Here is a 21500-nt window from a genome sequence, read left to right as displayed (position 1 = left end):
ATGTCACAGCAGACCGCACGTCGCGGGGGAGCCGTATGGGCCCTCGTCATCACCAGCGTCGCCGGATTCATGGCGGCCCTCGACAACCTCGTCGTCACCACCGCGCTGCCGTCCATCCGGGAGGACCTCGGCGGCGGGCTCGGCGACCTCGAATGGACCGTGAGCGCCTACACGCTCACCTTCGCCGTGCTGCTGATGTTCGGAGCGGCGCTCGGCGACCGCTTCGGCCGCCGCCGGATGTTCCTCGCCGGACTCACCGTCTTCACCGTCGCCTCCGCCGCCGCGGCCATGGCGCCCGGGATCGGCTCCCTCATCGCCGCCCGCGCGGTCCAGGGCGTCGGCGCGGCCGTCATGATGCCGCTGACGCTCACCCTGCTCACGGCCGCCGTGCCGGTCGCCAAGCGCGGGATGGCGTACGGGATCTGGGGCGCCGTCAACGGCCTCGCGGTCGCCTCCGGGCCGCTCATCGGCGGCAGCCTCACCGAACACGTGTCCTGGCACTGGATCTTCTGGCTGAACGTTCCGCTGGGTCTCGTCCTGCTGCCGCTCGCGCGGCTGCGCCTCTCGGAGTCGTTCGGCAATGGCGCCCCGCTCGACGTCCCCGGCACCCTGCTCGCCAGCGGCGGTCTCTTCGGGCTCGTCTACGGCCTGGTGCGCGGCCCGGCCGACGGCTGGACCAGCTCGCTCGTGCTCAGCGGCCTGTTCGCGGGCGGTGTACTGCTCGTCGGGTTCGTCCTGCATGGACTGCGGGCCAAGAACCCGATGCTGCCGATGCGCCTCTTCCGCTCCCGTGCCTTCGCCGGGATCAACGCCGCGAGCCTGCTGATGTTCCTGGGGATGTTCGGCTCGATCTTCCTGCTCAGCCAGTACATGCAGGGTGTCCTCGGCTACTCGCCGACGGAGGCGGGCCTCAGGATGCTGCCCTGGACCGGCATGCCGATGCTGGTCGCGCCGATCGCCGGGATCCTCTCCGACCGCGTGGGCGGGCGGCCGGTCGTCGCCACCGGACTCTTCTTCCAGGCCGCCGGGCTCGGCTGGATGGCCGCCGTGGCCACCGTCGACGCCTCCTACACCGTCCAGCTGCCCGGTCTGATCGTCAGCGGCATCGGCATGGCGCTGTTCTTCGCCCCGGCGTCCAACCTGGTGATGTCCAGCGTCCGCCCGCAGGAGCAGGGCATCGCCTCCGGCGCCAACAACGCGCTGCGGGAGGTCGGCGGCGCTCTCGGCATCGCGATCATGGCGTCGATCTTCTCCGCGCAGGGCGGGTACGAGTCCGGCCAGGCCTTCGTCGACGGACTGCGGCCCGCGCTGGTCACGGGCTCGGCCGTGGTGGCCCTGGCCGGGATCGCGGCCCTGGTGATACCGGCCCGCCGGCCTGCGGCGCAGGCTGCGACCGACGGCAAGGCGGACGCCGGGGCGGCCCCCGTCCTGGAGACCGCGGGACGCTGAGCCCGCCTGCCGCCCCCGTCGTCCGGCCCGCCGAGGTCCCCGGCACGCACGCGTACGGCCCCGCCATCCCGGCGGGGCCGTACGCGCGCGTGAGGCAGGCAGGCGGCCGCGCGTGAGGCAGGCGGCGGCGACGGGCGGACGGGGCTGTCGGCGGCGTCTCGTAGGCTGGGCGCGTGCAGGAACTCCATGACGCCCCGCTCGCCCCGCTGACCACCTTCCGGCTGGGCGGTCCCGCCATCAGGCTGGTGACCGCGACGACCGACGCCGAGGTGGTCGCCGCCGTGCGCGAGGCCGACGCCGCCGGCACGCCGCTGCTGGTCGTCGGCGGCGGCTCGAACCTCGTCATCGGCGACAAGGGCTTCCAGGGCACCGCCCTGCGCATCGCCACACGCGGCTTCGAACTCAGCGGGACACGGCTCGAACTGGCCGCCGGAGAGGTGTGGACCGACGCCGTCGCCCGCACCGTGGAGGCCGGGCTCGCCGGCATCGAGTGCCTGGCCGGCATTCCCGGCTCGGCGGGAGCCACCCCGATCCAGAACGTCGGGGCGTACGGCCAGGAGGTCTCCGCGACGATCACCGAGGTCATCGCCTACGACCGCCGGGCGGGCGAGACGGTCGCGCTGAGCAACGAGGAGTGCGCCTTCTCCTACCGCCACAGTCGCTTCAAGGCCGACCCCGAGCGGTACGTCGTCCTGCGCGTCCGGTTCGAGCTGGAGGACGCGGACGGGCTGTCGGCCCCCCTGAAGTACGCCGAGACGGCACGCGCGCTGGGCGTCGGGCCCGGAGACCGGGTGCCGCTCGCCGACGCCCGCGAGACCGTGCTGAAGCTGCGCGCCGGGAAGGGCATGGTGCTGGACGCCGAGGACCACGACACCTGGTCGGCCGGTTCCTTCTTCACCAACCCGATCCTCACCGACGCCGACTTCGCGGTGTTCCACGCGCGCGTGAAGGAGCGGCTGGGCGAGGGCGCCGAGCCGCCCGCCTATCCGGCAGGGCAGGGACACACCAAGACCTCCGCGGCCTGGCTGATCGACAAGGCCGGCTTCACCAAGGGGTACGGCAGCGGGCCCGCCCGCATCTCCACCAAGCACACCCTCGCCCTCACCAACCGCGGCGCGGCCACCACGGAGGACCTGCTGACGCTGGCCCGCGAAGTGGTCGCCGGAGTGCGCGAGGCCTTCGGGATCACACTGGTCAACGAGCCGGTGATGGTGGGCGTCGAGCTCTAGCCGCCACCGGCGGCCGCCCGGCAGGGAGTCGTCGTCGCCCGGGGTGCACGGCAGGGCTGTCACCGTCGCCAGCCGCCGAGCCGCCCGGCAGGGCCGGCACCGTCGCCCGGTCGCCTCGCCGGCGCCCGGTTGCCAGTACCCGGCACCCGGTGTCCGAGCGCCCAGTGCCCGGGCGCCTAGTAGGCCACCCCCACCCCCTGCTTCACGGTTGCCGTGTCCGTCGTCATCGTCAGCATCGCGTGTGCCACGTCGGCCCGGCCGATGAACCGGCCCCTGGGCGGGAAGCCGCCGACCGCCGTGCGGTACGAGCCGGTCACCGGCTTGTTCTGCAGGCGCGGGGGGCGGACGACCGTCCAGTCCGTGGCGCTGCGCGCCAGCTCCGCCTCCATCTCCCGCAGGTCGGCGTAGACGTCCTTCAGGGCCGCCGAGACGATCCGGCGCATGGTGCGGTCCAGGGCGCCGTCCCGCTCAGGCGCCGGGCCGACCGGGCCGGCGCTCACCACGAGCAGCCGGCGCACCCCCTCCGCCTCCAGGGCCGTCAGCACCGTACGGGTGAGCCGGGCGGCGACCCCGGCGTCCTTGCGGCTGCGGGCGCCCAGCCCGGACAGGACCGCGTCGCGGCCGGTCACGGCGGCGCGCAGCGGCTCGGGGTCGGTCAGGCCGGCGCGGACCACCTGCAGACGGCCGCCGGTCACCCCGAGGCCCGCGGGATCGCGTACGACGGCCGTGACCTCGTGACCGGCGTCCAGGGCCTGGCGGACGATCTCCCGGCCGATGCCGCCGGTGGCGCCGAAAACGGTGAACTTCATGGCGTGCTCCCCACTCCCGGTCAGGTGGGTGAGCATTCACTCACCCCTGTCTTCCTCTAGAGTGGGTAAGCATTCACTCACCCGTCAAGAGGAGAACCCGCATGGAGCGTCCGGCCCGCGTCCGCATCCTCGACGCCGCACACGAGCTGATGCTCACCGTCGGACTGGCCCGCACCACCACCAAGGAGATCGCGAAGGCCGCCGGCTGTTCCGAGGCGGCCCTCTACAAGTACTTCGCGAGCAAGGAGGAGCTGTTCATCCGCGTGCTCGCGGAACGGCTCCCACGGCTCACCCCGCTGCTCAGCAGCCTCACCGCCGAGCCGGGACGCGGCACGCTGGAGGGCAACCTCACCGAGATCGCCCGCCAGGCCGCCCTGTTCTACGAGCAGAGCTTTCCGATCGCGGCCTCCCTGTACGCCGAGACGCAGCTCAAGCGGCGGCACGACGAGGCCATGCGGGACCTGGGCGTCGGCCCGCACGTGCCGATCGAGCAGCTCACCGCGTATCTGCGGGCCGAGCAGGCGGCGGGCCGGATGCGGGCGGACGCGGACCCGTTCGCCGCGGCCTCGCTGCTGATGGGCGCCTGCGCGCAGCGGGCGTTCGCCTACGACGCGGCGGGGGAGCGGCCGGAGGCGGACGGCTTCGCCGCACGCCTCGCACGCACCCTCCTGGCCGGCATCGCCGGCTGAGGACTCAGGACGCCAGCCAGTCGTCCACGCCCGCCAGCAGCTTGTCGCGCACGTCCTCCGGCGCCGCCGAACCCCGTACCGACTGCCGGGCCAGCTCCGCCAACTCCTCGTCCGTGAAGCCGTGGTGGCGGCGCGCGATGTCGTACTGGGCCGCCAGGCGCGAGCCGAACAGCAGCGGGTCGTCGGCGCCCAGAGCCATCGGGACGCCCGCGTCGAACAGGGTGCGCAGCGGGACGTCCTCGGGCTTCTCGTAGACCCCCAGGGCCACGTTCGACGCCGGGCACACCTCGCAGGTCACGCCTCGCTCGGCGAGCTTCTTCATCAGCCGTGGGTCCTCGGCCGCCCGCACCCCGTGCCCCAGCCGGTTCGCGTGCAGGTCGTCGAGGCAGTCGCGGACGGACGACGGGCCGCTCAGCTCGCCGCCGTGCGGGGCGGACAGCAGACCGCCGTCCCTCGCGATCGCGAACGCCCGGTCGAAGTCCCGGGCCATGCCCCGGCGTTCGTCGTTCGACAGCCCGAAGCCGATCACCCCCCGGTCCGCGTAGCGCACGGCCAGCCGGGCCAGCGTCCGGGCGTCGAGCGGGTGCTTCATCCGGTTCGCCGCGACCAGCACCCGCATCCCGAGCCCGGTCTCGCGCGAGGTCGTCTCCACCGCGTCGAGGATGATTTCCAGCGCCGGGATCAGCCCGCCCAGGCGGGGCGCGTACGACGTCGGGTCGACCTGGATCTCCAGCCAGCCCGAGCCGTCCTTCACGTCCTCCTCCGCGGCCTCCCGCACCAGCCGTTGTATGTCCTCGGGCTCGCGCAGGCAGGAGCGCGCCGCGTCGTACAGGCGCTGGAAGCGGAACCAGCCGCGCTCGTCGGTGGCCCGCAGCTTCGGCGGTTCCCCGCTCGTCAGCGCCTCGGTCAGCGCGTCGGGCAGGCGCACCCCGTACTTGTCGGCCAGTTCCAGCACGGTGGCGGGCCGCATCGAACCGGTGAAGTGCAGGTGCAGGTGGGCCTTCGGCAGCTGAGAGACGTCACGTACACGTGGGGGGTTCGGGGGGCGCCCCCCTGAAGAGTGCAGCATTCAGCGATCCTGCCGTACGCGGGTGTCGTCCGGGTAGCCGATTCCCCGAACGTGGTCTTGCTCGCACACAGCAACGGGCCCGCGCCCGGGAACGTTCCCCGGCGCGGGCCCGTGAGCGGGGCGGACCTCAGTCCCGCGCCTCCGCCAGCAGCTTCTGGATGCGGCTCACGCCCTCGACGAGGTCCTCGTCGCCCAGCGCGTACGACAGCCGCAGGTAGCCCGGGGTGCCGAAGGCCTCGCCCGGCACCACCGCCACCTCGGCCTCCTCCAGGATGAGGGCGGCCAGCTCGACCGTGTCCTGCGGACGCCTGCCGCGGATCTCCTTGCCCAGCAGCGCCTTCACGGAGGGGTACGCGTAGAACGCGCCCTCGGGCTCCGGGCAGAGCACGCCGTCGATCTCGTTGAGCATCCGCACGATGGTCCGACGGCGCCGGTCGAAGGCCTCGCGCATCTTCTCCACGGCCGACAGGTCGCCCGAGACGGCGGCCAGGGCGGCGACCTGCGCCACGTTGGAGACGTTCGAGGTGGCGTGCGACTGCAGGTTCGTCGCGGCCTTGACGACGTCCTTGGGGCCGATGATCCAGCCCACCCGCCAGCCGGTCATCGCGTACGTCTTGGCGACGCCGTTGACGACGACGCACTTGTCGCGCAGCTCGGGGACGACCGTCGGCAGGGAGGTGAAGGTCGCGTCACCGTAGACGAGGTGCTCGTAGATCTCGTCGGTCATCACCCACAGGCCGTGCTCGACGGCCCAGCGGCCGATCGCCTCGGCGTCCTCGGCGCTGTAGACCGCGCCGGTCGGGTTCGAGGGGGAGACGAAGAGCACGACCTTCGTCTTCTCCGTGCGCGCCGCCTCCAGCTGCTCGACCGAGACCCGGTAGCCCGTGGTCTCGTCGGCCACGACGTCCACCGGGACGCCGCCGGCCAGCCGGATCGACTCCGGGTACGTCGTCCAGTACGGGGCCGGGACGATGACCTCGTCGCCCGGGTCGAGGATCGCGGCGAAGGCCTCGTAGATCGCCTGCTTGCCGCCGTTGGTGACGAGGATCTGCGAGGCGTCGACCTCGTAGCCGGAGTCGCGCAGCGTCTTCGCGGCGATCGCGGCCTTCAGCTCGGGCAGACCGCCGGCGGGCGTGTACCGGTGGTACTTCGGGTTCTTGCAGGCCTCGACGGCCGCCTCGACGATGTAGTCCGGGGTCGGGAAGTCGGGCTCACCGGCGCCGAAGCCGATCACCGGCCGCCCGGCGGCCTTCAGGGCCTTGGCCTTGGCGTCCACGGCGAGGGTGGCGGACTCGGAGATCGCGCCGACTCGGGCGGAGACCCGGCGCTCGGTGGGAGGGGTTGCAGGGCTCATGGACCCCATGGTTTCAGACCGGAAACCACCCCGGCACACGGGTTTCACCTACTGAACATCCACGGGCAAAGGCCTGAACATGCGTCCGGATTCCCCACCCCCGCTGGGCGGTCTTCCGCCGAGGACGTCCCCACGGGCCCTTTACGTTCGACGAGGCGCTCAAGACCACGTACACTCACACGTCGTTGGCCTTCAACAGCCGCTGCGTCACCGGTGCACACCGAGCACTCGGTCGGATGCGGTACGTTGGGGAACACACAAAGGGTCGTAGCTCAATTGGTAGAGCACTGGTCTCCAAAACCAGCGGTTGGGGGTTCAAGTCCCTCCGGCCCTGCTACACACTCCGTCACCAGGATGTGTGCGCAGCGCATGTACGTACAGCAATGCACTCGCCGTGCGGCTCAGACCGGGCGCGGCACGGCCACGACCCGGGAACAGGTGAGGACGAATGGCGGACGCCGTGGGCTCCATCGACACGCCTGATGCCCAGGACGAGGCGCCTGAGGCGAAGAAGAAGGCCCGCAAGGGCGGTAAGCGTGCCAAGAAGGGCCCGCTGAAGCGCCTCGCGCTCTTCTATCGCCAGATCGTCGCGGAGCTCCGCAAGGTCGTATGGCCCACGCGGAGTCAGCTGACGACGTACACGACCGTGGTGATCGTCTTCGTCGTCATCATGATCGGCCTGGTGACCGTGATTGACTATGGACTCAGCCACGCAGCCAAGTACGTCTTCGGCTGAGCCTAGAGCGAAGGGCGCCGAGGTATCCGGCGCCCCTTTCGCATGTTCCACCCCTATGTATCCAGGAAGAAGCAGCCACCGTGTCTGACCAGAACCTGAACGAGGACGTCGAGTCCGTGGACGACGAGCTCGACATCGTCGAGGGCGCGGACGAGGACCTGGACGAGTTCGAGGCTGCCGAGGCCGAAGCGGGCGAGCCCGCCGAGGAAGCCGCCCTCCACGTCGAGGACGAGGACGCCGAGGACGAGGAAGCCGACGAGGCTCCCCTCGACGAGGCCGAGGCCGAGGAAGAAGAGCCGGCCGAACCCGTCGACCCCGTCGTCGCCCTGCGCGAGGAGCTGCGCACCCTCCCCGGCGAGTGGTACGTCATCCACACGTACGCCGGCTACGAGAACCGCGTGAAGACCAACCTGGAGCAGCGCGCCGTCTCCTTGAACGTCGAGGACTACATCTTCCAGGCAGAGGTGCCGCAGGAAGAGGTCGTCCAGATCAAGAACGGCGACCGCAAGACGATCCGTCAGAACAAGCTCCCCGGCTACGTGCTGGTGCGCATGGACCTGACGAACGAGTCCTGGGGCGTCGTCCGCAACACCCCCGGCGTCACCGGCTTCGTCGGCAACGCCTACGACCCGTACCCGCTGACCCTGGACGAGATCGTCAAGATGCTCGCCCCGGAGGCCGAGGAGAAGGCCGCCCGCGAGGCCGCCGAGGCCGAGGGCAAGCCGGCTCCGTCCCGCAAGGTCGAGGTCCAGGTGCTGGACTTCGAGGTGGGCGACTCGGTCACCGTCACCGACGGCCCCTTCGCCACGCTCCAGGCCACGATCAACGAGATCAACGCCGACTCGAAGAAGGTCAAGGGCCTCGTCGAGATCTTCGGTCGCGAGACCCCGGTCGAGCTGAGCTTCGACCAGATCCAGAAGAACTGAGCCTCCTCTGGAGCACAAGCCTCCGATCAGGTCAGACGGGCTCTCGTAGCCAGTCTGACCTGCTCGGTTTTTGGCCGCGCATGGATACCCGTTATCGTTGTGCGGTATGCCTCCATCCGGATCATCCGGACCGGACGGCTGAAAAAACTCTCACTAGGACCCGGAGAGAGCAATGCCTCCCAAGAAGAAGAAGGTCACGGGGCTCATCAAGCTCCAGATCAACGCCGGTGCGGCGAACCCGGCCCCGCCGGTCGGCCCGGCGCTCGGCCAGCACGGCGTGAACATCATGGAGTTCTGCAAGGCCTACAACGCCGCGACCGAGTCGCAGCGTGGCTGGGTGATCCCGGTGGAGATCACGGTCTACGAGGACCGTTCCTTCACCTTCATCACCAAGACCCCGCCGGCCGCGAAGATGATCCTCAAGGCCGCTGGTGTCGAGAAGGGCTCGGGCGAGCCGCACAAGACCAAGGTCGCCAAGATCACCGAGGCGCAGGTCCGTGAGATCGCCACGACCAAGCTTCCCGACCTGAACGCCAACGACCTGGACGCCGCGTCGAAGATCATCGCCGGCACCGCCCGCTCCATGGGCATCACGGTCGAGGGCTGACGCTCAGCCCCGTAGCACCTTCGTAGCACCGTGGCAGGGCCTGCTCGGCCCGTACCACGACTCCTCAAAGACACATCAGGAGCAGTAGTGAGCAAGCGCAGCAAGTCCCTCCGCGCTGCGGACGCCAAGATCGACCGGGAGAAGCTCTACGCCCCGCTCGAGGCCGTCCGTCTCGCCAAGGAGACCTCCACGAGCAAGTTCGACGGCACCGTCGAGGTCGCCTTCCGCCTGGGTGTCGACCCGCGCAAGGCCGACCAGATGGTCCGTGGCACCGTGAACCTGCCGCACGGCACCGGCAAGACCGCCCGGGTCCTGGTCTTCGCGACCGGTGACCGTGCTGCGGCCGCAGAGGCCGCGGGCGCCGACATCGTCGGCTCCGACGAACTGATCGACGAGGTCGCGAAGGGTCGTCTGGACTTCGACGCCGTCGTCGCCACCCCGGACCTCATGGGCAAGGTCGGCCGCCTCGGCCGCGTGCTCGGTCCGCGTGGTCTGATGCCGAACCCGAAGACCGGCACCGTCACCCCCGACGTGGCCAAGGCCGTCACGGACATCAAGGGCGGCAAGATCGAGTTCCGCGTCGACAAGCACTCGAACCTGCACTTCATCATCGGCAAGGCGTCCTTCGACGACGTGAAGCTGGTGGAGAACTACGGCGCGGCGCTGGAGGAGATCCTCCGTCTGAAGCCGTCCGCCGCCAAGGGTCGGTACATCAAGAAGGCCGCGATCAGCACCACGATCGGCCCCGGCGTTCCGGTCGACCCGAACCGCACCCGCAACCTCCTCGTCGAGGAGGACCCGGCCGCGGTCTGAGCCTGACAGCTCACCCTCAGTCGGTGACGAGCCCCGCAACCTTTCGAGGTGCGGGGCTCGTCCCTTTTGTCGTACGCGGCTTTCCTCGCACGGCTGTCGGTGCCGTGCGTTAGCGTGCAGACACGGGTGACTTGGGGGTGGGGCGAATGAAGCGGGCGACCGTGCGCCGTGCGGGACTGTCGATCGTTGCCGTGACGCTGTTCGCGGGGGTGACGGCCTGCAGCTCCGGCGGTTCCAGCGGCTCGGGTGGCTCCGGGCGGTCCGGCCGGGGTGAGGAGGGCAGCCCACCGCTGAGCCCGGTCGCGGCCCTGCGCACCGCCGAGAAGTCCACCGACGGCGCCGACTCGGCGAAGGTCGAGTCCACCACGACCATCGGCTCGCTGATGTCGATGAACGCCGACGGCGCCCTCGGCTGGGGCGACGGCCTGACCGGCACCCTCACCATCACCTACACCGGCGGCACCGTGGCCGACACGATGCGCCGGCTGGGCACCACGTCGATGGAGGCCCGCTACCTGCCCGACGCCTACTACGCCAGGATGGGCGACGCGTTCGCGCGGCAGGCGGGCGGCAGGCACTGGATCAGGTACGCGTACGACGACCTGGAGAGCCTCGCCGGGAGCTCCGGGGCGTACCTCAAGGACCAGATGGCCAACACCACCCCCAACCAGTCGGTGAAGCTGCTGCTGGCGTCGGGGGACGTGCGGGAGGTCGGCGAGGAGAAGGTGCGGGGCCGAAGCACCACGCACTACTCGGGGACGGTCGACGTGGCCGACCTGGCGGAGAAGAACTCCAGCCTCAGCCGCAGCCAGCTCGACGACCTGAAGAAGACGCTGGAGCAGGCCGGCGTGACCACCGAGACGGTCGACATCTGGGTCGACGACCGCGACCTGCTGGTCAAGAAGGTGGAGAGGGGCGAGACGACGCAGGGCGCCTACAGCCAGACCGCCTACTACAGCGACTACGGGACCGCGGTCGACGCGAAGATCCCGCCGGCCGGCGACACCGCGGACTTCACGGAGCTGGTGAAGCAGCAGAGAGCGCGCTCCGGCTCGTAATCCACGGGACCTCCACCGCCCCTCTGGGATACCTTCACGGTCTTGCTGTGCATCGCCCACGTGCTTCGTGTGCGTGGGCTGTACGTGTTCTGGGGGAATGAATGAGGTCTTTCGTGGGTGTGCTCGGGCTGTCCGCGCTGCTCGTCACCGGGTGTGCGGCGGTGGGCGGCACGGAGAGCGGGGGCGACTCGGCCGCCGCGGCCGCCGTCACCCGGGCCGCTCGGAAGGCGGAGGAGCCCGTCTCCCTGCGCTACCGCATGACCGGTCGGACACCGGAGGAGGGGCGGATCAAGGGGGAGGCCGCGATCGGCGTCAAGCCGCCGGCGATGAGCCTGAAGTCCACCGTGCTCAGTGGGTCGGACCAGGGCACGGGGGAGTTCCGGCTGGTCGGCGGAGTGCTGTACGTCGGCTCGGACGAAGCCACCGAGGACGGCAAGCACTGGATCAGGTTCGGGGCGCCGGGCAGCTCCGACACCCCGAGCGGCATCAAGGTGGACACGGGCACGATGGTGGACCGGGTCCGCGACAACCCCTCCCACGAGACCGGGTTCCTCGCCGCGGCCGACGATCTGAAGAAGGCGGGCGTCGAGACCGTCGAGGGCGTCGCCACCACGCACTACACGGGCACGGCCACCGTTGACGACATCCGCGCCTTCTACAAGGGTGACAAGGCGAGCGTCCGACAGCGGACCGAGAAGAGCCTCGCCCAGTACGAGAAGCTGGGAGTCGACGAGCTCACCATGGATCTGTGGGTCGACGCCGAGGACCGGACGCGGCAGCTGCGGATGCAGGGCTTCGGGCGCCGCGGCGAGCTCGACCTGACCATCACGTTCCTCGACTTCGGCAAGCCCGTGACCGTGAAGGCGCCGCCCGCCTCGGACACCATGGACATGGCCGAGGAGCTGAAGAAGGCCGGTCGCTGAGGCCGGTCCCGCCCTCGCCAAGGCACCGTCGTGCCCTCGTCCCGGCACCGTCCCGGCACCGTCCCGGCACCGTCCGGCCCTCGCCCGGGCCCCCGTGCCGCCGTCCTCGTACGGGCGGATTTGCTTGACGATGGCCCGTTCACGTACTCTCCTCCAGAAGCCAAAGACCGCTGGTCGTTGCCGTGCTCTCGCAGGAGGGGGCGGTGGCCGAAGGATCCGCTGCAATGCGGACGACCCGCGCAGGTGTCAGTGGATGTGCTCCCGAGCTGAAGTCCCCCCGGGGAATTCGATCGGTCGAGCTACGCCCCGTGCGCCTGCGCCGGGGCGTTTCGTCTGTCACAGCCCCTTCTGAGCGGTCCTCATCACCCGGAAGGAGGCCGACGCTCATGGCAAGGCCCGACAAGGCTGCCGCGGTAGCCGAGCTGACGGACGCGTTCCGCAGCTCGAACGCCGCCGTGCTGACCGAGTACCGGGGTCTCACCGTGGCGCAGCTCAAGACGCTGCGTCGTTCGCTCGGTGAGAACGCCCAGTACGCCGTGGTGAAGAACACGCTGACCAAGATTGCGGCCAACGAGGCCGGGATCACGACGCTCGACGACCTGTTCAACGGTCCGACGGCGGTCGCCTTCATCACCGGTGACCCGGTGGAGTCGGCGAAGGGTCTTCGTGACTTCGCCAAGGACAACCCGAACCTCGTCATCAAGGGCGGTGTCCTTGACGGCAAGGCGCTGTCCGCCGACGAGATCAAGAAGCTTGCGGACCTCGAGTCCCGCGAGGTTCTGCTCAGCAAGCTGGCGGGTGCCTTCAAGGGCAAGCAGTCTCAGGCTGCTCAGCTCTTCCAGGCGCTTCCCTCGAAGCTCGTCCGCACCGTGGACGCTCTTCGTGCCAAGCAGGCCGAGCAGGGCGGTGCCGAGTAACTCGGCCCCCGAAATGACCGCCGCCTGAGGCAGTCCGCCTGAAGCAGTGGTCGTTAGCGGGCCGAACGTACGCCCGCCAGACATGTACATACCGGCACCAGCCGAATTAGTGGAAGGAAAGCCGTCATGGCTCTCACCCAGGACGAACTGCTCGCCGAGTTCGAGGGCATGACCCTCATCCAGCTCTCCGAGTTCGTGAAGGCGTTCGAGGAGAAGTTCGACGTCACCGCCGCCGCCGCCGTCGCCGTCGCGGGCCCCGCTGCCCCGGGCGCCCCGGTCGAGGCCGCTGAGGAGCAGGACGAGTTCGACGTCATCCTCACGGGCGCCGGCGACAAGAAGATCCAGGTCATCAAGGTCGTGCGTGAGCTGACCTCCCTGGGTCTGAAGGAGGCCAAGGACCTCGTGGACGGCGCTCCGAAGCCCGTTCTCGAGAAGGTCGCCAAGGAGGCCGCGGAGAAGGCCGCCGAGTCCCTCAAGGGCGCCGGCGCCTCCGTCGAGGTCAAGTAACACCCTGCGGTCGGCGACGACCGCGAGCGAAGGCTGAAACTGCCCCTCCGGGGGCTGTAACGCCCACGCACCGAAGAGCGATCATCCATCTGGGTGGTCGCTCTTCGTCGTTCCTGGGGGTGCGGCCACGGTTGCCTTGCACCTCTCTGAGCGGGGGGTATGGTGATCTTCGTCGTGTCTCCGAGGGCGCCGGTTCGCGCAGGGGGGCCTTGACGAACCGCACGCAGCGCGCAATTCTCAGGACGCGTCGTCACAAGGATCCGAATCCGAGGCATGGATCGGCGACGAAGAGGGCAGTATCACCGTGCGTTGAGGACGAGCAGACCGAGGGCGTTGAGAACCACGAGGGTCGCGAAGAACCCGCACTGGACATCAGTGTGCCAAGTGGCTACACTGACCCTTTGCGCTGCCTGTTAGCTGTCCCCTGCCCGTCACCAGGGGCATGCCCTCCCTTGAGCCCGGACGACCAGACCTTCCTGACCTGGCCCTTTGGCCAGATTCGGAAAGCTGTGTCCGTGCACAAATGGAGGGGCCGGTACGCGCGTAGTGAGTCCGAGCCCTCGGAAGGACCCCCTCTTGGCCGCCTCGCGCAACGCCTCGACCGCGAATACGAACAACGCTGCCAGCACCGCCCCGCTGCGCATCTCCTTTGCAAAGATCAAGGAGCCCCTCGAGGTTCCCAACCTGCTCGCGTTGCAGACCGAGAGCTTTGACTGGCTGCTCGGGAACACCGCCTGGCAGAGTCGGGTCGAGGCGGCTCTGGAGTCCGGTCAGGACGTCCCCACGAAGTCCGGTCTGGAGGAGATCTTCGAGGAGATCTCTCCGATCGAGGACTTTTCCGGGTCGATGTCGCTGACTTTCCGCGACCACCGTTTCGAGCCGCCGAAGAACAGCATCGACGAGTGCAAGGACCGTGACTTCACGTACGCGGCCCCGCTCTTCGTGACGGCCGAGTTCACCAACAACGAGACCGGCGAGATCAAGTCCCAGACGGTCTTCATGGGCGACTTCCCGCTCATGACGAACAAGGGCACCTTCGTCATCAACGGCACCGAGCGTGTCGTCGTGTCGCAGCTGGTCCGTTCGCCGGGCGTCTACTTCGACTCCTCGATCGACAAGACGTCCGACAAGGACATCTTCTCCGCCAAGATCATCCCCTCCCGGGGCGCCTGGCTGGAGATGGAGATCGACAAGCGCGACATGGTCGGTGTCCGCATCGACCGCAAGCGCAAGCAGTCCGTCACCGTCCTCCTGAAGGCTCTCGGCTGGACCACCGAGCAGATCCTCGAGGAGTTCGGCGAGTACGAGTCCATGCGCGCCACCCTGGAGAAGGACCACACCCAGGGCCAGGACGACGCGCTCCTCGACATCTACCGCAAGCTGCGTCCGGGCGAGCCGCCCACGCGTGAGGCCGCGCAGACGCTTCTTGAGAACCTCTACTTCAACCCCAAGCGCTACGACCTCGCGAAGGTCGGCCGCTACAAGGTCAACAAGAAGCTGGGTGCGGACGCTCCGCTCGACGCGGGCGTCCTGACCGTCGAGGACGTCATCTCGACGATCAAGTACCTGGTGAAGCTGCACGCCGGCGAGACCGAGACGGCCGCGGACAACGGCCAGACGATCGTCGTCGAGACCGACGACATCGACCACTTCGGCAACCGTCGTCTGCGCAGCGTCGGCGAGCTCATCCAGAACCAGGTCCGCACGGGTCTCGCGCGTATGGAGCGTGTCGTCCGCGAGCGGATGACGACTCAGGACGTCGAGGCGATCACGCCGCAGACCCTGATCAACATCCGGCCGGTCGTCGCCTCCATCAAGGAGTTCTTCGGCACCAGCCAGCTGTCGCAGTTCATGGACCAGAACAACCCGCTGTCGGGTCTCACCCACAAGCGCCGTCTGTCGGCGCTCGGTCCGGGTGGTCTCTCCCGTGAGCGGGCCGGCTTCGAGGTCCGTGACGTGCACCCGTCCCACTACGGACGCATGTGCCCGATCGAGACGCCCGAAGGCCCGAACATCGGTCTGATCGGTTCGCTCGCCTCCTACGGCCGCGTCAACGCGTTCGGCTTCGTGGAGACGCCGTACCGCAAGGTCGTCGACGGTGTCGTCACCGACGAGGTCGACTACCTGACGGCCGACGAAGAGGACCGGTTCGTCATCGCGCAGGCCAACGCCACGCTCGACGACAACCTGCGCTTCACCGAGAACCGCGTTCTGGTCCGCCGCCGTGGCGGCGAGGTCGACTACGTCCCCGGTGACGACGTGGACTACATGGACGTCTCGCCGCGCCAGATGGTGTCGGTCGCGACCGCCATGATCCCGTTCCTCGAGCACGACGACGCCAACCGTGCCCTCATGGGCGCGAACATGATGCGTCAGGCCGTGCCGCTCATCAAGAGCGAGTCCCCGCTCGTCGGCACCGGCATGGAGTACCGCTCCGCCGTCGACGCCGGCGACGTGGTCAAGGCCGAGAAGGCGGGTGTGGTCCAGGAGGTCTCCGCGGACTACATCACCACGACCAACGACGACGGCACGTACATCACGTACCGCCTGGCCAAGTTCGCCCGCTCCAACCAGGGCACCTCGGTCAACCAGAAGGTCATCGTCAACGAGGGCGACCGGATCATCGAGGGCCAGGTCCTGGCCGACGGTCCGGCCACCGAGAACGGCGAGATGGCGCTGGGCAAGAACCTGCTCGTGGCGTTCATGCCGTGGGAGGGTCACAACTACGAGGACGCGATCATCCTGTCGCAGCGCCTCGTGCAGGACGACGTCCTCTCCTCGATCCACATCGAGGAGCACGAGGTCGACGCCCGTGACACCAAGCTCGGCCCCGAGGAGATCACCCGGGACATCCCGAACGTCTCCGAGGAGGTCCTCGCCGACCTCGACGAGCGCGGCATCATCCGCATCGGCGCCGAGGTCGTCGCCGGCGACATCCTGGTCGGCAAGGTCACGCCCAAGGGCGAGACCGAGCTGACCCCGGAGGAGCGCCTGCTGCGCGCCATCTTCGGCGAGAAGGCCCGTGAGGTCCGTGACACCTCGCTGAAGGTGCCGCACGGCGAGATCGGCAAGGTCATCGGCGTCCGCGTCTTCGACCGTGAAGAGGGCGACGAGCTGCCGCCGGGCGTGAACCAGCTGGTTCGTGTCTACGTGGCGCAGAAGCGCAAGATCACGGACGGTGACAAGCTCGCCGGCCGCCACGGCAACAAGGGTGTCATCTCCAAGATCCTGCCCATCGAGGACATGCCGTTCCTCGAGGACGGGACCCCGGTCGACATCATCCTCAACCCGCTGGGTGTGCCGTCCCGAATGAACCCGGGACAGGTGCTGGAGATCCACCTCGGCTGGCTCGCCAGCCGCGGCTGGGACGTCTCCGGGCTCGCGGACGACTGGGCGCAGCGCCTGCAGGTGATCGGCGCCGACTCGGTCGCCCCCGGCACCAACGTCGCGACCCCGGTCTTCGACGGTGCGCGTGAGGACGAGCTGGCGGGTCTGCTGCAGCACACCATCCCGAACCGCGACGGCGAGCGCATGGTGCAGCCGACCGGTAAGGCGCGGCTGTTCGACGGCCGCTCCGGTGAGCCGTTCCCGGACCCGATCTCCATCGGCTACATGTACATCCTGAAGCTGCACCACCTGGTCGACGACAAGCTGCACGCGCGTTCGACCGGTCCGTACTCGATGATCACCCAGCAGCCGCTGGGTGGTAAGGCGCAGTTCGGTGGTCAGCGCTTCGGTGAGATGGAGGTGTGGGCGCTGGAGGCTTACGGCGCCGCGTACGCCCTCCAGGAGCTCCTGACCATCAAGTCCGACGACGTGACCGGCCGCGTGAAGGTCTACGAGGCCATCGTCAAGGGCGAGAACATCCCCGAGCCCGGCATCCCCGAGTCCTTCAAGGTGCTCATCAAGGAGATGCAGTCTCTCTGCCTGAACGTGGAGGTGCTGTCCAGCGACGGTATGTCCATCGAGATGCGTGACACCGACGAGGACGTCTTCCGCGCGGCGGAGGAGCTCGGCATCGACCTGTCCCGGCGCGAGCCGAGCAGCGTCGAAGAGGTCTGACGGGAGTTCGGTCCGGAGGTTCAGCGATGAAGATCCCTGAACCTCCGGCCGGCCCCGGGACCCCCGTTTCAGACCCCAAGACTTACAACCCTGAGAGGGATTGACGCATAGTGCTCGACGTCAACTTCTTCGACGAGCTCCGGATCGGTCTGGCTACCGCTGACGACATCCGTCAGTGGAGCCACGGCGAGGTCAAGAAGCCCGAGACCATCAACTACCGCACGCTCAAGCCCGAAAAGGACGGACTCTTCTGCGAGAAGATCTTCGGCCCGACCCGGGACTGGGAGTGCTACTGCGGCAAGTACAAGCGCGTCCGCTTCAAGGGCATCATCTGCGAGCGCTGCGGCGTCGAGGTCACTCGCGCCAAGGTGCGTCGTGAGCGGATGGGCCACATCGAGCTCGCCGCGCCCGTCACCCACATCTGGTACTTCAAGGGTGTCCCGAGCCGTCTGGGCTACCTGCTCGACCTGGCTCCCAAGGACCTCGAGAAGGTCATCTACTTCGCGGCGTACATGATCACGTACGTCGACGACGAGCGCCGCACGCGTGACCTGCCCTCGCTGGAGGCGCACGTCTCCGTCGAGCGTCAGCAGATCGAGAACCGTCGCGACGCCGACCTCGAGGCCCGCGCCAAGAAGCTCGAGACCGACCTGGCCGAGCTCGAGGCCGAGGGCGCCAAGGCCGACGTGCGCCGCAAGGTGCGCGAAGGCGCCGAGCGCGAGATGAAGCAGCTGCGCGACCGTGCGCAGCGCGAGATCGACCGTCTCGACGAGGTGTGGACCCGCTTCAAGAACCTCAAGGTCCAGGACCTCGAGGGCGACGAGCTCCTCTACCGCGAGCTGCGTGACCGCTTCGGCACGTACTTCGACGGCTCGATGGGCGCCGCGGCGCTGCAGAAGCGCCTGGAGTCCTTCGACCTCGACGAGGAGGCCGAGCGCCTCCGCGAGATCATCCGCACCGGCAAGGGCCAGAAGAAGACCCGTGCGCTCAAGCGCCTGAAGGTCGTCTCCGCGTTCCTGCAGACCAGCAACAGCCCCAAGGGCATGGTGCTCGACTGCGTGCCGGTCATCCCGCCGGACCTCCGCCCGATGGTGCAGCTGGACGGTGGCCGCTTCGCGACCTCCGACCTGAACGACCTGTACCGCCGTGTGATCAACCGGAACAACCGTCTGAAGCGGCTTCTCGACCTCGGCGCGCCCGAGATCATCGTGAACAACGAGAAGCGCATGCTCCAGGAGGCCGTGGACGCGCTGTTCGACAACGGCCGTCGTGGCCGTCCGGTCACCGGTCCCGGTAACCGCCCGCTGAAGTCCCTCAGCGACATGCTGAAGGGCAAGCAGGGTCGATTCCGTCAGAACCTGCTCGGCAAGCGTGTGGACTACTCCGCGCGTTCCGTGATCGTCGTCGGTCCGCAGCTGAAGCTGCACCAGTGCGGTCTGCCGAAGGCGATGGCGCTGGAGCTGTTCAAGCCGTTCGTGATGAAGCGGCTCGTGGACCTCAACCACGCGCAGAACATCAAGAGCGCCAAGCGCATGGTGGAGCGCGGCCGCACCGTCGTGTACGACGTCCTCGAAGAGGTCATCGCCGAGCACCCGGTGCTGCTGAACCGTGCGCCCACCCTGCACCGCCTGGGCATCCAGGCCTTCGAGCCGCAGCTGGTCGAGGGCAAGGCCATCCAGATCCACCCGCTCGTCTGCACCGCGTTCAACGCGGACTTCGACGGTGACCAGATGGCCGTCCACCTGCCGCTCTCCGCGGAGGCGCAGGCCGAGGCCCGCATCCTGATGCTGTCCTCGAACAACATCCTCAAGCCCGCCGACGGCCGTCCGGTGACGATGCCGACCCAGGACATGGTCCTCGGTCTGTTCTTCCTCACCACCGACGGCGAGCTGCGCGACACCAAGGGCGAGGGCCGGTCCTTCGGCTCCACGGCCGAGGCGATCATGGCGTTCGACGCCGGTGAGCTCGCGCTGCAGTCGCCGATCGACATCCGCTTCCCGGTGGGCACCATCCCGCCGCGTGGCTGGACGCCGCCGGCGCAGGAGGAGGGCGAGCCCGAGTGGCAGCAGGGTGACACCTTCCGCCTGCGGACGACCCTGGGCCGCGCGCTCTTCAACGAGCTGCTGCCCGAGGACTACCCGTTCGTCGACTACTCGGTGGGCAAGAAGCAGCTCTCCGAGATCGTCAACGACCTGGCCGAGCGCTACCCCAAGGTCATCGTGGCGGCGACGCTCGACAACCTGAAGGCGGCCGGCTTCTACTGGGCGACCCGTTCCGGTGTCACCGTGGCCATCTCCGACGTCGTCGTTCCCGAGGCGAAGAAGGAGATCGTCCGCGGGTACGAGGCGCAGGACGAGAAGGTCCAGAAGCAGTACGAGCGCGGTCTGATCACCAAGGAAGAGCGCACGCAGGAGCTCATCGCGATCTGGACCAAGGCGACCAACGAGGTCGCCGAGGCGATGAACGCGAACTTCCCCAAGACGAACCCCATCTTCATGATGGTTGACTCGGGTGCCCGAGGAAACATGATGCAGATGCGGCAGATCGCCGGTATGCGTGGTCTGGTGTCGAACGCGAAGAACGAGACCATCCCGCGTCCGATCAAGGCGTCCTTCCGTGAGGGCCTGTCCGTGCTGGAGTACTTCATCTCCACGCACGGTGCCCGTAAGGGTCTGGCGGACACCGCCCTGCGTACCGCCGACTCGGGTTACCTGACCCGTCGTCTGGTGGACGTCTCGCAGGACGTCATCATCCGCGAGGAGGACTGCGGCACCGAGCGCGGTCTGAAGCTGCGGATCGCCTCGAAGGACGAGACCGGCGTTCTGCGCAAGGCCGGGGACGTCGAGACCAGCGTCTACGCCCGCATGCTCGCCGAGGACGTCGTCATCGACGGCAAGGTGATCGCGCCGGCCAACGTGGACCTGGGCGACGTGCTCATCGACCAGCTGGTGCGCCACGGTGTCGAGGAGGTCAAGACCCGCTCGATCCTGACCTGTGAGTCGCAGGTCGGCACCTGTGCCATGTGCTACGGCCGCTCGCTGGCCACCGGCAAGCTGGTCGACATCGGTGAGGCGGTCGGCATCATCGCCGCCCAGTCCATCGGTGAGCCCGGCACCCAGCTGACGATGCGTACCTTCCACACCGGTGGTGTGGCCGGTGACGACATCACCCAGGGTCTGCCGCGTGTCGTCGAGCTCTTCGAGGCCCGTACCCCGAAGGGTGTCGCCCCGATCTCCGAGGCCTCTGGCCGCGTGCGGATCGAGGAGACCGAGAAGACCAAGAAGATCGTCATCACGCCGGACGACGGCAGCGACGAGACGGCGTTCCCGATCTCGAAGCGCGCCCGACTCCTGGTCAGCGAGGGCGAGCACGTCGAGGTGGGCCAGAAGCTCACCGTGGGTGCCACCAACCCGCACGACGTGCTGCGCATCCTGGGTCAGCGTGCCGTCCAGGTCCACCTGGTCGGCGAGGTCCAGAAGGTGTACAACTCGCAGGGTGTGTCGATCCACGACAAGCACATCGAGATCATCATCCGGCAGATGCTGCGCCGAGTGACGATCATCGAGTCCGGCGACGCCGAGCTGCTGCCCGGCGAGCTCGTCGAGCGCTCGAAGTTCGAGGTCGAGAACCGTCGTGTGGTGCAGGAGGGCGGTCACCCGGCCTCCGGTCGTCCGCAGCTCATGGGTATCACCAAGGCCTCGCTGGCCACGGAGTCCTGGCTGTCGGCGGCGTCCTTCCAGGAGACGACCAGGGTCCTGACGGACGCGGCGATCAACGCCAAGTCCGACTCCCTGATCGGCCTCAAGGAGAACGTCATCATCGGTAAGCTCATCCCGGCCGGTACGGGTCTGTCCCGCTACCGCAACATCCGGGTCGAGCCGACCGAGGAGGCCAAGGCCGCGATGTACTCGGCCGTCGGCTACGACGACATCGACTACTCGCCGTTCGGCACGGGCTCCGGCCAGGCCGTTCCGCTGGAGGACTACGACTACGGTCCGTACAACCAGTAAGGCGTACGTCTGAGGTACTGAAGGGCGGTCACCCCGTTGCGCAACGGGGTGACCGCCCTTCGGCGTGCCGGGACGGACAGTCCCTGACAACAGTTCCCTGAGGGACCGTCCCCGACGGGCGGGCCCCTGAGCGACAGTCCCTGGCGGGCGGCTTGACGGGCGGCCTGGCGGCCTGTCGGGGTGGCCGGGGCGGGGGCCCGGGTCCCCGTGGGCGGTCCGGGCCGCCGGGAGCTTTCAGGGGCGTCCAGGCGCCCCTGAAAGCTCCCGGCGGACGGTCCGCTCGCCGCGCGCCGTCGGGAGGCGGTGGAGAGGACCGTGGAGAACGCCGGGGTGGATGCAGGC

Annotated in this window: 16 protein-coding genes and 1 tRNA gene; 14 read left to right on the top strand and 3 right to left on the bottom strand. The window is 68.7% G+C overall.

Annotation, left to right across the window (positions count from 1 at the left end):
* Both ACZ7DE_RS03740 and ACZ7DE_RS03735 read left to right on the top strand, forming a co-directional pair.
* Entirely contained in the window at positions 1–1449 is a 1449-nt protein-coding gene (locus ACZ7DE_RS03740) for a DHA2 family efflux MFS transporter permease subunit (RefSeq protein WP_470757500.1), read from the top strand.
* 173 nt (positions 1450–1622) lie between these two features.
* Positions 1623–2678, top strand: a complete 1056-nt coding sequence (locus tag ACZ7DE_RS03735; RefSeq protein ID WP_470757498.1) for a UDP-N-acetylmuramate dehydrogenase — start codon at positions 1623–1625, stop codon at positions 2676–2678.
* 176 nt (positions 2679–2854) lie between these two features.
* Here ACZ7DE_RS03735 and ACZ7DE_RS03730 read toward each other — a convergent pair whose 3' ends face one another.
* Complete coding sequence (locus ACZ7DE_RS03730; RefSeq protein ID WP_470757496.1) at positions 2855–3487, bottom strand: NAD(P)-dependent oxidoreductase; 633 nt, start codon at positions 3485–3487, stop codon at positions 2855–2857.
* 101 nt (positions 3488–3588) lie between these two features.
* Here ACZ7DE_RS03730 and ACZ7DE_RS03725 point away from each other — a divergent pair, with 101 nt between their 5' ends.
* The gene (locus ACZ7DE_RS03725) at positions 3589–4176 is read left to right on the top strand and encodes a TetR/AcrR family transcriptional regulator (RefSeq protein ID WP_470757494.1); all 588 of its coding nucleotides are present in this window, start codon (positions 3589–3591) and stop codon (positions 4174–4176) included.
* Between the two features lie 4 nt (positions 4177–4180).
* On the opposite strand, the gene ACZ7DE_RS03720 is transcribed toward ACZ7DE_RS03725, so the two are convergent.
* Both ACZ7DE_RS03720 and ACZ7DE_RS03715 read right to left on the bottom strand, forming a co-directional pair.
* The gene (locus ACZ7DE_RS03720) at positions 4181–5245 is read right to left on the bottom strand and encodes an adenosine deaminase (protein ID WP_470757492.1); all 1065 of its coding nucleotides are present in this window, start codon (positions 5243–5245) and stop codon (positions 4181–4183) included.
* A gap of 127 nt (positions 5246–5372) precedes the next feature.
* Entirely contained in the window at positions 5373–6599 is a 1227-nt protein-coding gene (locus tag ACZ7DE_RS03715; protein ID WP_470757490.1) for a pyridoxal phosphate-dependent aminotransferase, read from the bottom strand.
* 261 nt (positions 6600–6860) lie between these two features.
* On the opposite strand from ACZ7DE_RS03715, the gene ACZ7DE_RS03710 reads away from it, so the two are divergent.
* The 11 genes from ACZ7DE_RS03710 to ACZ7DE_RS03660 all read left to right on the top strand — a co-directional run bounded on the left by ACZ7DE_RS03710 (position 6861) and on the right by ACZ7DE_RS03660 (position 21158).
* A tRNA-Trp gene (locus ACZ7DE_RS03710) sits at positions 6861–6933 on the top strand.
* A 114-nt stretch (positions 6934–7047) separates the two neighbouring features.
* Positions 7048–7335 carry a preprotein translocase subunit SecE gene (gene secE, locus ACZ7DE_RS03705; protein WP_319164272.1) on the top strand — a complete coding sequence of 96 codons (288 nt, stop codon included), beginning with the start codon at positions 7048–7050 and terminating at the stop codon, positions 7333–7335.
* 80 nt (positions 7336–7415) lie between these two features.
* A complete protein-coding gene (gene nusG, locus ACZ7DE_RS03700; protein ID WP_470757487.1) occupies positions 7416–8261 on the top strand; it encodes a transcription termination/antitermination protein NusG in 846 nt (281 codons plus the stop codon).
* A gap of 172 nt (positions 8262–8433) precedes the next feature.
* The gene (gene rplK / locus ACZ7DE_RS03695) at positions 8434–8868 is read left to right on the top strand and encodes a 50S ribosomal protein L11 (protein WP_020132675.1); all 435 of its coding nucleotides are present in this window, start codon (positions 8434–8436) and stop codon (positions 8866–8868) included.
* Between the two features lie 87 nt (positions 8869–8955).
* Positions 8956–9681, top strand: coding sequence for a 50S ribosomal protein L1 (gene rplA, locus ACZ7DE_RS03690; RefSeq protein WP_470757484.1), 726 nt, complete (start codon positions 8956–8958; stop codon positions 9679–9681).
* A gap of 146 nt (positions 9682–9827) precedes the next feature.
* A complete protein-coding gene (locus ACZ7DE_RS03685; RefSeq protein ID WP_470757482.1) occupies positions 9828–10739 on the top strand; it encodes an SCO4651 family lipoprotein in 912 nt (303 codons plus the stop codon).
* Between the two features lie 113 nt (positions 10740–10852).
* The gene (locus ACZ7DE_RS03680; RefSeq protein WP_470757480.1) at positions 10853–11662 is read left to right on the top strand and encodes an SCO4651 family lipoprotein; all 810 of its coding nucleotides are present in this window, start codon (positions 10853–10855) and stop codon (positions 11660–11662) included.
* 386 nt (positions 11663–12048) lie between these two features.
* On the top strand, positions 12049–12579 hold the full coding sequence (gene rplJ / locus ACZ7DE_RS03675) for a 50S ribosomal protein L10 (protein ID WP_470757478.1): 531 nt from the start codon (positions 12049–12051) through the stop codon (positions 12577–12579).
* A 126-nt stretch (positions 12580–12705) separates the two neighbouring features.
* Complete coding sequence (gene rplL / locus ACZ7DE_RS03670; RefSeq protein WP_470757476.1) at positions 12706–13086, top strand: 50S ribosomal protein L7/L12; 381 nt, start codon at positions 12706–12708, stop codon at positions 13084–13086.
* A gap of 576 nt (positions 13087–13662) precedes the next feature.
* Positions 13663–17148: a DNA-directed RNA polymerase subunit beta gene (gene rpoB, locus ACZ7DE_RS03665; RefSeq protein ID WP_470757474.1), complete on the top strand. Its 3486-nt coding sequence runs from the start codon at positions 13663–13665 to the stop codon at positions 17146–17148.
* A 110-nt stretch (positions 17149–17258) separates the two neighbouring features.
* Positions 17259–21158 carry a DNA-directed RNA polymerase subunit beta' gene (locus tag ACZ7DE_RS03660; RefSeq protein WP_470757473.1) on the top strand — a complete coding sequence of 1300 codons (3900 nt, stop codon included), beginning with the start codon at positions 17259–17261 and terminating at the stop codon, positions 21156–21158.
* The last annotated feature ends 342 nt before the right edge of the window (positions 21159–21500 follow it).

The organism is Streptomyces sp. NPDC037083, from assembly GCF_055606485.1.
This window is presented reverse-complemented; position numbering and strand designations above follow the sequence as displayed.

Bases quoted from the DNA above. Each gene is read 5' to 3' on its own strand.
- rplK (WP_020132675.1), top strand. From the start codon at position 8,434: ATGCCTCCCAAGAAGAAGAAGGTCACGGGGCTCATCAAGCTCCAGATC.
- secE (WP_319164272.1), top strand. From the start codon at position 7,048: ATGGCGGACGCCGTGGGCTCCATCGACACGCCTGATGCCCAGGACGAG.
- ACZ7DE_RS03720 (WP_470757492.1), bottom strand. From the start codon at position 5,245: ATGCTGCACTCTTCAGGGGGGCGCCCCCCGAACCCCCCACGTGTACGT.
- ACZ7DE_RS03740 (WP_470757500.1), top strand. From the start codon at position 1: ATGTCACAGCAGACCGCACGTCGCGGGGGAGCCGTATGGGCCCTCGTC.
- ACZ7DE_RS03715 (WP_470757490.1), bottom strand. From the start codon at position 6,599: ATGAGCCCTGCAACCCCTCCCACCGAGCGCCGGGTCTCCGCCCGAGTC.
- ACZ7DE_RS03685 (WP_470757482.1), top strand. From the start codon at position 9,828: ATGAAGCGGGCGACCGTGCGCCGTGCGGGACTGTCGATCGTTGCCGTG.
- ACZ7DE_RS03730 (WP_470757496.1), bottom strand. From the start codon at position 3,487: ATGAAGTTCACCGTTTTCGGCGCCACCGGCGGCATCGGCCGGGAGATC.
- rplJ (WP_470757478.1), top strand. From the start codon at position 12,049: ATGGCAAGGCCCGACAAGGCTGCCGCGGTAGCCGAGCTGACGGACGCG.
- ACZ7DE_RS03725 (WP_470757494.1), top strand. From the start codon at position 3,589: ATGGAGCGTCCGGCCCGCGTCCGCATCCTCGACGCCGCACACGAGCTG.
- rplL (WP_470757476.1), top strand. From the start codon at position 12,706: ATGGCTCTCACCCAGGACGAACTGCTCGCCGAGTTCGAGGGCATGACC.